The 12,931-nt window shown below is 39.1% G+C and carries 9 protein-coding genes and 1 tRNA gene; 5 read left to right on the top strand and 5 right to left on the bottom strand.

Translation table 11 applies throughout. The features are described from left to right. Positions 1–161 precede the first annotated feature (161 nt). Entirely contained in the window at positions 162–1,181 is a 1,020-nt protein-coding gene (locus BST86_RS13690; protein WP_105983732.1) for a LacI family DNA-binding transcriptional regulator, read from the top strand. A 33-nt stretch (positions 1,182–1,214) separates the two neighbouring features. Here BST86_RS13690 and BST86_RS13685 read toward each other — a convergent pair whose 3' ends face one another. The 3 genes from BST86_RS13685 to uxaC form a co-directional block, all read right to left on the bottom strand. Beyond that, positions 1,215–2,828: a UxaA family hydrolase gene (locus BST86_RS13685; protein ID WP_105983731.1), complete on the bottom strand. Its 1,614-nt coding sequence runs from the start codon at positions 2,826–2,828 to the stop codon at positions 1,215–1,217. Positions 2,829–2,835: 7 nt separating this feature from the next. Beyond that, positions 2,836–4,311, bottom strand: coding sequence for a tagaturonate reductase (locus BST86_RS13680; protein WP_105983730.1), 1,476 nt, complete (start codon positions 4,309–4,311; stop codon positions 2,836–2,838). Between the two features lie 70 nt (positions 4,312–4,381). After that, positions 4,382–5,788, bottom strand: a complete 1,407-nt coding sequence (gene uxaC / locus BST86_RS13675; protein ID WP_105983729.1) for a glucuronate isomerase — start codon at positions 5,786–5,788, stop codon at positions 4,382–4,384. A 494-nt stretch (positions 5,789–6,282) separates the two neighbouring features. On the opposite strand from uxaC, the gene BST86_RS13670 reads away from it, so the two are divergent. Next, a complete protein-coding gene (locus BST86_RS13670) occupies positions 6,283–7,065 on the top strand; it encodes an Fpg/Nei family DNA glycosylase (protein WP_105983728.1) in 783 nt (260 codons plus the stop codon). Positions 7,066–7,138: 73 nt separating this feature from the next. On the opposite strand, the gene BST86_RS13665 is transcribed toward BST86_RS13670, so the two are convergent. Next, positions 7,139–7,223, bottom strand: a tRNA-Leu gene (locus BST86_RS13665). A gap of 111 nt (positions 7,224–7,334) precedes the next feature. On the opposite strand from BST86_RS13665, the gene BST86_RS13660 reads away from it, so the two are divergent. Further along, the gene (locus BST86_RS13660) at positions 7,335–8,720 is read left to right on the top strand and encodes a dipeptidase (RefSeq protein WP_105983727.1); all 1,386 of its coding nucleotides are present in this window, start codon (positions 7,335–7,337) and stop codon (positions 8,718–8,720) included. Positions 8,721–8,832: 112 nt separating this feature from the next. Here the strand turns inward: BST86_RS13660 and BST86_RS13655 are convergent, their stop codons facing one another. Then, positions 8,833–10,272, bottom strand: coding sequence for a cell wall anchor protein (locus BST86_RS13655; RefSeq protein ID WP_105983726.1), 1,440 nt, complete (start codon positions 10,270–10,272; stop codon positions 8,833–8,835). Positions 10,273–10,578: 306 nt separating this feature from the next. Here BST86_RS13655 and BST86_RS13650 point away from each other — a divergent pair, with 306 nt between their 5' ends. Both BST86_RS13650 and BST86_RS13645 read left to right on the top strand, forming a co-directional pair. Further along, positions 10,579–10,944, top strand: a complete 366-nt coding sequence (locus tag BST86_RS13650; protein WP_105983725.1) for a BlaI/MecI/CopY family transcriptional regulator — start codon at positions 10,579–10,581, stop codon at positions 10,942–10,944. Between the two features lie 2 nt (positions 10,945–10,946). Then, positions 10,947–12,902, top strand: coding sequence for a M56 family metallopeptidase (locus tag BST86_RS13645; RefSeq protein ID WP_105983724.1), 1,956 nt, complete (start codon positions 10,947–10,949; stop codon positions 12,900–12,902). Positions 12,903–12,931: the final 29 nt, after the last annotated feature.

Below are 12,931 nucleotides of genomic sequence, written 5' to 3'. Positions count from 1 at the left end.
AATTGGAATCTATCCTTGTATCGAAGGTAATCGATTACATTAAATTAGTCAATCTAAAATCATATTATATTGTAAAGCTCCTCGCACTAATACCGCGAGTACACGACATATTTATTCCATATTAAAGTTTCGTATTTTTACCGACTACCTCCTTACCATTGATGAAGAAAAAAACGACTATTTACGATATAGCGGCAAAACTCAATCTTACCGCAGCCACTGTATCAAGGGCACTAAACAACAACAAAAAAATAAGTGAAAACACTCGAAAGCTTGTAAAGCAAACTGCTCTAGAAATGAACTATGAGCAAAACACGCTTGCTCGCGCTCTTAAAAGCGGTAAAAGCTTTAATGTTGGAGTGATTGTACCCAGAGTGGATAGTAATTTTTTTGCTTCAGTTATTAGAGGGATTGAAGAGGAATTATATCCTAAAGGGTATCATGTGATCATATGTCAAACCCACAATCAGGAAATACTAGAAACCAGCAATATTAACTCTCTGCTAAACGCTCAAGTAGATGGTGTTTTAATGTCTATAAGTAATGCAAAGACAAACATAGAGGTCTTTGACAGCCTACTGCAAAAACAGGTTCCTTTAATATTTTTCGATAGAAAAAGAGAAATGGACGGAATAAGCTCCGTAACTATAGACGACTTCAATGGTGCTTATACCGCTACAAAGCATTTAATTGATCAGGGCTGTAAAAAAATCGCACATTTATCTAATGACCGGTCCTTTGAAATATTCAAAGATCGTTATGCAGGTTACAAACAGGCTATTCTGGATCATGGGTTAGAATTTGATGAAAGTCTAGTCGTAGAATCTGCAAGTAAGATTGATGAGGGAAAAAGAATAACTAAGACCTTTCTAGAAATGCAGAATAGACCTGACGGAATCTTCTCTTCTAGTGATTTTACAGCCTTAGGTGCTATTCAAGAAATCAAAGCTCATGGGTTGAGGATTCCACAAGATATTTGTGTTGTAGGATTCAGTAATGAGCCATTTACTAGATTCATGGACTTATCTATCTCATCAGTCGATCAATCACCAATTGAAATGGGGCGACTTACAGCTCAAGCATTTTTAGAAGAAGTAAGTATTAAGAAGAAATTAAAGGTTCAGAAAAAAATTGTCCTTCAACCCGAACTAATAATTAGAAAATCTTCCACTAGATATTAATCTGAACACAGAATTTTATAAGATATATTTCGCTTAAAGCGAAACACCACGTTTCCACGGAATGAAATCATTTTGATTTAAAAGATTTGCTTTGGAAGGCACCTTACCTGAAGCAATTTCTATGATGGTATTGAGAGTTTCCTCTGCCATTTCTTCGATTGTTTTTTCTCCCGTAATAATACCACCGGTATCAATGTCGATGATGTCGCTCATTTTACGAGCTAATTCTGAATTCGAGGACACCTTTACAATAGGAGCAATTGGGTTTCCTGTTGGAGTTCCTAATCCGGTGGTGAACAAAACAATATTTGCTCCTGCACCTACCATCGCCGTAGTGCTTTCTACATCATTACCTGGTGTACATAACAGATTCAAACCTGGTTTAGTCACGTATTCACCATAATCCAAAACATCCACTACCGGTGATGTTCCGCCTTTTTTTGCAGCACCTGCAGACTTCATGGCGTCTGTGATCAATCCATCCTTGATGTTTCCAGGTGACGGGTTCATATCAAAACCAGAACCAGCATCTACCACAGATTTTTCAAATGCCTTCATTAAGTCTAGGAACTTATTGGCAGATTCTTCTGTCTCACATCGATTGACCAGTTCCTGCTCTACTCCACACAATTCTGGAAACTCTGATAATATTGCGGTACCACCTAATGCCACAAGCATATCTGATGTATAACCTAATGTTGGATTAGCAGAAATACCAGAAAATCCATCTGATCCACCACACTCTAATCCTAATTTAAGTTTTGACAGCGGTGCTGGTTTGCGTTCCAATGTATTGGCTTCTTTGATGGCCTCAAATGAACTCTTTATAATGCTATTAAGCATATCATCCACTGTTCCCATCTTTTGTTGCTCATACATCAAAATAGGTTTCTTGTTGTTGGGACTAATGGCTTTCAAGGCATTTTCAAAAACTTCTATTTGAAGGTTTTGACACCCTAGACTAAGTACCGTTGCACCTACCACATTGGGATTGTGTACGTAACCAGCAAGCAATCTAGCGAGGCTTTCTGAATCTTGTCGTATACCGCCACAACCTCCAGGATGCGTGATGAACTTCACGTCCACATTTTTAAAAACTCTTTCTGGTTCATCAACCTCTACCGTTTCTGTATCACCTCCATTTTGAACCAAGGATCTCAAAAGGTTGCGGTAGTTGTTTTTGGGTTGTGTGAGCAGTTCCTTTTCAAAGACTTCTTTAAGAGTCTCGATATTTCTGTTTTCGCAAAATACCAATGGGAAAAACAGCCAGACATTAGCTGTTCCTACTTGTCCATCTTCTCTGTGATATCCCATAAAGGTGCGATCCTTCCATTGCTCTACGTTAGGTGGATTCCAGCCTAAGGTAGCGGTCTTCTGAGAAACTTCAGCACTTTGGTGCTTGACGTTTTCAATCGTGAGTACAGCTCCTCTTTTAATGGGTGAACTCGCTTTACCTACGAGAACGCCATACATGAAAATATCATCACCTTCATCAAGGTCTACCAGCGATATTTTGTGTTTTGCCTTGACATTTGTAACCGCTACTATGGATTGATCTTCAAAAGAAATTAAATCGCCAGCAAGAATGTTTACTAAGGCTACGGCGACATTGTCTTCTGGATGTACCTTGATCAGTTTCTTTTGCATGATGTTTCTATTGATTACTGTTTTTTGTAGCGTAATTTTTAAATCCCTTTTCTATTCCGTGGGATTCGATTTCATCCAGGGCTAAAACGATGGCGTTAGATAAGTGAGGTACTTTTGTCAAGTCTTCATCCCAAAAGTCAGTATTTGATAAGGTCTGTTCCACCACTTGATTCAAGTCATTTGTTGACCAAACTTTTTTGAAAAAAGCAACCACCTCGTCACTATCTTTTATCGGCAGGTCTTCGCCTTTCCAGGTTCCTTTGTAGAACCTGATCAGACAGGCAAAAGCAAAGGTCAAATGAGTAGGCAATCGATTGTATTTCTCAACATATTCTAAAAGGCTAGGTAACACGCGTACCTTAAATTTAGAAACAGAATTAAGGGCAATATCTGCCAATTGATGTTTAATAAATGGATTTCTAAAACGATCTAAAATCTCGTTAGCAAAACTGTCTAGTTCTGCTTTATTCATAGGCAACACATTATTGATCTCTTCAAAAATCGCGTTATTCACGAAAGTACCCGTAAAATCATTGTCTACCGTTTCTTTCACGGTCGCATTTCCATAAAGTAATGAGAATGGTACCATTGCGGTATGCGCTCCATTTAATATACGCACCTTGCGCGTTCTATAAGGTTGCATATCCTTTACAATTTTGACATCTAGGTCAGTTTTATGGAAAGGTAATTTAGCCTTGAGCTCATCACCACCTTCTATCACCCAAAGTAAAAAAGCTTCAGCACTCACGATTAAGTTATCCTTATACGATAGCTGTGCGTTGTATGCTTCAATTTCATCCTTAGGATATCCTGGAACGATACGATCCACAAGCGTGCTGTGAAACGAACAATGGTTTTCTAACCATTGTTTAAAACTCTCATCAAGTTTCCAGTCTTCACAATATTTATAGATGATTTCCTTTAAAGTTTCAGAATTATGATTGATCAACTCACATGGGATGATGGTCAATCCTTTCTCTGGGTTCCCTTGGAAATACTGGAATCTCTCGTGCAATAAAACAGTAAGCTTTGCAGGAAATGATGATGGTGGCTTCATTTCCATCGAGTCTGTAGCGACATAAGCAATCCCAGCTTCTGTCGTGTTGGAAATAATAAATTGAAGTTCTTCTTCCTTGGCTAGACTCAGATAGTCTGCAAAATTCTTATAAGGATCTACGCCTTTTACAATATTGGTCATCAACTCTTGATGCTGTATTTCTTCACCTTTTTTGATTCCCTTTAAAAATAAGGTATAGAGTCCATCTTGATCATTCAGCATGTCGACCATACCGCGATCAATGGGTTGCACTACGGCGATGCCGGCATTAAAGTTTGTTTTTTGATTGAGTTTTTGAAAAGCATATTCAATGAATGCTCTTAGGAAATTTCCCTCGCCAAACTGCACCACCTTTATAGGCAATTTCCTGCCTGCATCGACATTGGTTCTGTTGAGTGCCGTCTTTTTTTCTACAACTTCAATCATGATTTTTGGTATTTTAGGTTGGAAGAGGTTCAATAGGTTCTATCCTATCACAGCTTCGCTGAGTGTTTTATCAACTTTTAAAATCAAAGTATTCGTTAGCGTTGTGGTAGCAAATATCAGACACCATCTTGCCTACTAGCTCCATGTCATGAGGCAACTCGCCTCGCTTCATTTCATCACCCAGTAGGTTACAAAGCACGCGTCTAAAATATTCGTGTCGTGGGAAGGAAAGGAAACTTCTGGAATCTGTAAGCATTCCAATAAAGCAGCTTATCAATCCCATATTGGATAAGGCATTCATTTGTTTGATCATGCCATCCTTTTGATCCAGGAACCACCATCCAGAACCAAACTGTACCTTACCCTTGACACTACCATCATTAAAGTTCCCAATCATGGTGGCGATCACTTCATTATCGGCAGGATTGAGGTTGTAAATAATAGTTTTTGTCAATTTATTGGTGCTGTCCAATCGGTTTAAAAAGGACGATAATTGCTGGGCTTGAGAGTAATCACCTATGGAATCCCAACCGGTATCAGGACCCAACAATTCGTGCATTCTTTTATTATTGTTGCGCAATGCTCCTAGATGGAACTGCTGCACCCAGCCGTGTTTGTGATAAGTCTCGCACAAGAAAATCAATAGAGCGCTTTCAAACTTCAAACGCTCTTGATCTGATAGTTCCTGACCGTTGCGTCTCTTTTCAAATATAGTTTTCACCTCAGACTGCGTAAAAGGAACTGAAGAAATCTGGTTGAGTCCATGATCACATAGTCTACAACCATGATCATGAAAATATTGTATCCTAGATTCTAGCGCAGCGCATAGATCTTCATAACTACGTATATCAGTATCTGCAGCCTTTGCCAAAGCATCGATGTATTCATTATAGCCGTCATTAGCAATCATGATCGCCTTGTCAGGTCTAAAAGCGGTGCTCACCGTGACCTTATAATCACTGTTTCTTAATTGCTTGTGATGCTCAAGTGTGTCGATGGGATCTTCTGTGGTACACACTACTTTAGCATTTGCCTTAACTAACAAGTTTCTGCAGCTATATTCTGGCGAGCTAAGTTTTTCCTGAGTTTGATTCCAGATACCTTCAGCAGATTTTTCATTGAGCAGATCATAAATATCAAAGTAACGAGCCAGTTCCAAATGTGTCCAGTGATATAGTGGGTTTCTTAGCGTATAAGGAACCGTTTTTGCCCATTTCATAAACTTATCCTTGTCAGAAGCATCACCAGTGATGAATTTCTCATCAATGCCCAGCGTGCGCATTGCTCGCCATTTGTAATGGTCACCATCGATCCACACATTGGTACAGTTGCCAAAAATATGATCCTCGGCAATCAGCTTAGGTGACAAGTGATTATGGTAATCAATGATGGGTTGATCCTTGGCAAACGTGTGGTACAACTCTTCAGAATAGGAGTTGTCCAACAGGAAATTCTCGTTTATAAATGTTTTACTCATTGCTATCTGCTATATAATGGATTACAAGTTTTAATGAATCTATCGCTTTCTACCTAGATTCCTATTTTGAAAATATAATTCACAGTAAGTTATCGTCCCGCATTATATTATTAAAAACAGCTTTGTAATCGATTACACAAATGTATAGATATTTTCTAACACGTTAAAATTTCTTAATAAACGTTTCCATTGGTATTAATGAAGAATAACCCTACAAAAGGAGAATGTTCATCATTAGATCAGTTCTTGGTGAATATCCTTTGAAGCACACTCGCAACGACTGCTGGACTATTTGATGCTGTTTGTCCCTGTAGAAAAGGATGGTAGATGTTTTCGCTTTCGCGAAAGCGAACTCATTAAAATCCAATCGTTAAAAGACCATCTCTCTTTATTACACCAAGGAATTTTCTGGTGGCGCTTGGGTTTTAACAATCAAATGGGAATCTGAAAGGCGTTGCCACGACCGATTTCTTTAATTTTAATATCAAAACTACATGCCAGAATTACCAGAAGTACATGGTTATAAGGTGTACATCGACAGCACGATCCTGCACAAGACGATCATATCTATGGATTGTCGGGACAAGAAGCTGCTCAAGAAAGCGTACGGTGATTTTGAAAAATTCCTAGTGGGCGAGCAGCTGACATTTACACGGCGTATTGGGAAATATTTGTTTGTCAACACGACTGGGCCTAAGGTGCTGGTGATGCATTTTGGCATGACCGGTAGGCCCAGTTATTATAAGGAAGCAGATGACCGACCTAAATTTGGCCATATCGTATTGGCCTTTGACAACGATTTTCACTTTGCGTTTGAAAACAAGAGAAAGTTCGGCTGGTGGGATTTGATAGATTCTATTGCAGATTATAAACAGGATCATGGCTTGAGCGATGATGCTCGCGAGCTGTCCTTTGAGGACTTTAAAAATTCCCTAAGCACCCGAAAAACCGACATCAAAAAAGTTTTGCTGGATCAGAGTGTTGCGGCTGGCGTGGGCAACTGGATGGCAGATGAGATCCTGTATCAGGCAAAAATGCATCCGCAGAAAAAGATCGAGAACATGACCGAAACTGACGTCAAAGCCGTTTTTGACGCCATGAAAAAGGTTATCGAGGTGGCCATTGAAAACGATGCGCATTACGACAGTTTTCCAGAGGATTTTCTCATGCATTTTAGAGAAAAGGAAGGCACCTGTTTCCACACCGGTGGACCCATTGAGAAGATCAAAGTAGGTGGCCGCGCGACCTATTTCTCGCCTAAGTGGCAAGAGAAATAGGACATACTAATTCGATCTCTTTAAAACTGAGTTTGATAAACAAAAAAGCCCTTCAAAATTGAAGGGCTTTTCTTGGTGCGGATGACAGGAATCGAACCTGCACGCCGTGAAGCACTAGATCCTAAGTCTAGCATGTCTACCAGTTCCATCACATCCGCATACTGGTATTCCCTATTTGGGACGGCAAATATACATACTTTCCCGATATTACAAATTCTTTGTAATAAGAAAATTTCCTGCTGCTTATCTTTACATCAAACTCCTATTGAATGAATACCAAAACGTACGTTGAACAGCATAAGGACAGATTCATAAATGAACTTGTCGATCTTCTCAAAATACCGTCCATAAGTGCAGACAAAGCCTATAAGGACGACGTCATAAATACAAGCGAAGTTGTAAAAACTGCTCTTGAAAAGGCAGGATGTGACCACGTAGAGATTTGCGATACACCTGGTTACCCTATTGTTTATGGAGAAAAAATTATCGATAAAGATCTACCTACGGTTTTAGTCTACGGTCATTATGACGTTCAACCGCCAGATCCTATTAATTTATGGGACAGTCCTCCTTTTGAACCGGTCATTAAAAAAACCGACCTACATCCTGACGGCGCCATATTTGCCCGCGGCGCCTGCGATGATAAGGGACAAATGTACATGCATGTCAAAGCCATGGAATTCATGACGGCTAATGATGCTTTGCCCTGCAACATAAAATTCATGATTGAAGGTGAAGAAGAAGTAGGTAGCGAGTCACTCGGTTGGTTCCTAGAACGCAATCGTGAGAAACTGGCTAATGATGTGATCCTTATTTCTGATACCGGAATGATTTCAAAGGAAAATCCTAGTATTACAACAGGACTGCGAGGCCTAAGTTATGTAGAGGTAGAAGTCACAGGTCCTAATCGCGACCTGCATTCTGGCTTGTATGGTGGCGCGGTGGCAAACCCCATCAATATATTATGTCAGATGATCGCTTCACTGCATGATGAAAACAACCACATTACCATTCCTGGCTTTTACGACAAGGTAGAAGAATTGAGTAAGGAAGAACGCGCCGAAATGGCCAAAGCTCCATTCTCTCAAGAAGAATACAACAAGGCGCTCAACATAGCCTCAGAACATGGTGAGAAAGGTTACACCACCAACGAGCGCAATAGCATACGACCAACGCTGGATGTCAATGGCATTTGGGGTGGTTATACTGGCGAAGGAGCCAAAACCGTAATCGCCAGCAAGGCTTTTGCGAAGATCTCCATGCGCCTGGTTCCAGATCAAAACTGGAAAGAAATCACAGAACTTTTCAAAAATCACTTTGAAAGCATCGCTCCAGACAGCATTACAGTAACGGTAAAACCGCACCATGGTGGCACCGCTTATGTAACTCCTATCGACAGCATAGGCTATCAGGCCGCCAGCGCTGCTTATAAAGACACCTTTGGGAAAACACCAATACCACAACGCAGTGGTGGTTCCATTCCTATCGTCGCGCTGTTTGAAAAAGAATTGAATTCCAAATCCATCCTGATGGGCTTTGGACTTGACAGCGATGCGATTCACTCGCCTAATGAGCATTTTGGTATATGGAATTATCTGAAAGGTATAGAGACCATCCCACATTTTTACAAGCATTTTGCGGCGATGAGTAAATAGATTTCGGTTAGAAGTCATTTTCAAAAAGTCTCTTTGATTATTCATAGGGACTTTTTTTATGAATGTATACTGGATAGAAGTTCGCTTTCGCGAAATTAAAACCGAAATTTTATTAGAAAATGGTCAGATTAAGAGAAACTGTTAGAACCCTACCACTACCACTAAATCTCTGAACCCAAACCTCAACATACTCTCCTGGTTCTAAATTAATTACACCTGTTATTGGGACAGCACCAAGGTCTCCACCAGTAATTACCTGTCTCCAAACACGAGTTTCGTTCAATACAGCCGCGGGATTTCCAGGTGCTGGACCACCTTTTGCTAAATAAAAAATAAACCGATCATTTGGCATATCACCTTGAAAAGATAAACTCGCATTAACATTAAAGAATCTTTCTTGTTTGCCATCGTAAACAATTCTATTGTTACCAGAAGGAATAAATCTAAAACTGTTATTTGTCGTTGTAAATCCTTCTAGTTTCTTAGGAATGTTACTTGTAAAGGTAGTGGGTGCTCCCGTAGTAGGTCCAAAATCAAAATTAAGATCTCCAGTAGCCTGTACGTCTGTTTCTGCAGGTATTCCAGAACAATTAACATTCCAATCATTTGTAAAATTAAAGCCTGTGTAGGAACCTACGGTATATCCTTCTACGAAAGTTCCATCACCCACAAAACTTAATTCAGCTAAAGTGGCATCGTTTACAATATTTGGATTAGCGCTCACATCAATTCCGATTTCTCCAGAATCTGTCACTACGCGACCTCCATTCATTTGAAGATCTTCGAAAGAACCTGTAAACTCCATAAAAGTACCCGTGTTTGTTTCTGTCCAAAAGATATTGCTAACAAAGAAGTTATCAATATTATCAATAGTAAGTCCATCCATATTAGAAATATACTGTGTGACGCTTAGAAACACTGTGCCTAAACCACTCAAGGTTCCTACCGTGCTGGCACCTGCAATGACGGTATTATTGATCAATAACAAATCTGTTGCGGTACCGGTGATGTCAAAGAGTTGCTTGCCGTTACCTGACAAGGTCAGGTTGCGCAAACCGCCACCACTAGTCCCTTCAAATAGACTACCACTGGAATTATTTACAAGTATATCTTCTGAAGAATCTACTCCTTCTATATAAGCGCCGTTCAAATCAATCGGGAAATCAAAAATGATGGTCCCGTTAATCTCATAAAGAAAATCTGTGTTTAATACATATTTAGATCCACTTCCTGCAGTAAGCTCATCGGTGAGATCTGCAATAGACTGGACGAGCTTGTAATTGGTTCTTTTCTTTACTGGGTCTAATGACGACCAGGAATCATCTTCATAAAAGAAAAAGCGATTCTCGTCTGTATCATAAACTAACAACCCATTGGCCGGTGAAACAATAGCTAGCCGTTGGGTAGTAGTCATTCTAGGAGCCAGCATTCCTTGAGTAGAAGAACTTATATCTAACAAAGCTGAAGGGTCTGGCATTGCCGTACCTATTCCCACTTGTGCGAACGAGATGACAAAACACAGAAAGCAAAAGATGAATAGGGACTTTTTCATAAATTCATTTTTATAAACAATTGCGAATCATTTTACTTTTAATCATTCTAATATATATTAATTAGACCCAATATTCATTATTTCAGCTTTATAAAATACTTTTTATCTTGTTTTAATTCTTTTTATCTGTTAATAGATTATTTATACCAGTTAATAAGGCATAATTTGATGCATAAAATAGGTATATGGTTAAATTTATCATCTCTATTTCGGCATAACTCTAGCAGAATTACAATCTTTTACTTCTACACTTGTAGAATCAAATTATTATTCTACATTTGTAGAGTGTATTCTAAAATTGTAGAAATGAAATTGTCAAAATCTGAAGAGGAATTAATGAATGTGCTTTGGAAACAAGAAAAAGCCTTTATGAAAGATTTGCTTGATGCTTATCCAGAACCCAAACCTGCCAATACGACTATTGCTACCATGCTCAAACGCATGACCGATAAAGGTTTTGTTGGATATGATATTTTGGGGAATAGCCGCCAGTATTATGCACTGGTAGAAAAGAGCACCTACTTCTCCAAACACATGAACGGTCTGATCAAAAATTTCTTTAACGATAGCGCCTCACAATTCGCATCCTTTTTTACAAAGGAGACCAACCTGTCTCAAAAAGAATTGAAGGAACTCAAGAAGATTATTGATGACCAAATTAAAGATCAATAGCCATGGAACACTTCTTAATCAATAGCTCAGTGTGTTTGTTCAGCCTGTGGCTGGTGTACAAACTCTTGCTGGAAAATACGAGTTGGCACCAGTTCAAGAGGTTTTATTTCTTGGCGGCCATTATCATTTCGGCCATAGTTCCTTTCGTGGTGGTCCGTACAGTAGTAGTTCCTTTAAATTACGGACCTGCACCAGATTTCACTACCGTAGAATTGAACCCTGATACCGTTGTAGACACTGGTTTCACACTGGACTGGAGCTGGATCTTATGGGGTGCTTATTTGATGGGAGTTTTGATTATGGGGTACCGATTTATGAGAAACCTATATGATCTACGCATCAAAACCGCTGATGAAGTTACTACTTACGCCACTTATAAACTGATTTTAAGGGAATTGGTTCAAGTGCCTCACTCCTTCTTCAGCAGTATCTATGCTTCAAAGAAGGATTACCACGCAGGCGATATTCCAGATGCCGTATTGCAACATGAAAAGGCACATCTGGATCAAAGACACAGCGTCGATATCTTATTTATTGAACTTCTTATTGTTTTGTTTTGGTTCAACCCGTTGTTGTATCTGGTCAAATATTCCATGAAACTGAATCATGAATTCCTCGCAGATCAAGCGGTGCTTTCCAGTGGCGTACCCACAAAAGCATATCAAGAAACATTACTCGCCTATTCTTCCAGCAGTCAACATCAAGCGCTAGCCAACACTTTTAACTTTCCCATCATCAAAAAAAGATTTACCATTATGAAAACACACACCACCACCGCCAGCGGACTCTTAAGAAGTCTTGCTCTTATTCCAGTTCTTGCATTGCTCATCATTAGTTGCGGGCAGGAAGAAATCGTAACAGAACCAGAGCTAATTGAGATTGTTGAGGAGCCTGAGGTCAATCTAGTTGATAAAAAAAATAAAATATTCATAATTGCTGGTCAAGAAAGCGGAATAGCCTTGATTGATAGAGCGAAGTTTATCTTTAAAAGAGAAAACGATCGTATTGTTATTTATGATAACGATGGTACTGTACAAAACTTTCAAGAACGAGGTTACGAGATTGTAGAAGTTGACGAGATCAGTGAAGAGATTGAAGAAGTTGAGATTGTCGAAGTTTTACCAAACATAACTGTAGAGGACATCACAGAATACAATCGCCTCGCAAAAAAACACGCAGCCATGATTGAACAAAAAGGTCACTCCATTTATTTCAAAGATGAAACAACACACATGCAAACCATCTGGAATACCATGAACGAAGAGCAACGAGCAAATGCCGAGCCATGGCCGTATTTAGGAATTGATGGTAATAAAGCGGGTGAGATTGCGCCACCTCTACCGCCAACGCCACCAGCGCCAAAAGTTCTAAGTATAGAAAAGAATAAGAATCAACGTTCAAATAGTTCTAATAAAGAACAATCACTGAGCCAATCTTTGAGTACATCAATCTATTCAGTTTCAAATGGAGATATAAATACTTTATACGCTTCAAATATAAATCAAGGCCAGGATTCAACTTTTGCAACAAAGGAAATGATGCAAGAATATAAGAAGCTTATGCAGCAGTCTTATAGAGGTGACAGCCGCATTTGGAAAAATTCTGATTTGGAAAGAATGCGAAATATTTATGTAAAGATGTCCCCAAAACAAAAGAACACCGTTGAGAAATTACCGATGCTTCCCTCTATTGATTTAAGCGAAGTACAGCCAATTAAACCTAACGATCAACAGTTTGAATCCTGGAAGAATTCTAAAAACTATGCGGTTTGGATAGATGGAAAAGTAATTACTGATTTGAAAGCTGGAAAATATCAGCTTAGCGACATTACTCACTATCATGTAAGCAAAGTTTATAAAAATGCTCAGTCCCAAAAATATCCACAACCTTTCCAGGTAAATCTTTATACGAAAAAAGGATTTGAAAATGCCTTTAGAAATAAAACAGAGATTAGATAAACGATATTGAAAACATAGTATTTAACAAA

Origin of the sequence: Nonlabens agnitus (assembly GCF_002994045.1) — a bacterium.
Lineage (GTDB): Bacteria > Bacteroidota > Bacteroidia > Flavobacteriales > Flavobacteriaceae > Nonlabens > Nonlabens agnitus.
This window is presented reverse-complemented; position numbering and strand designations above follow the sequence as displayed.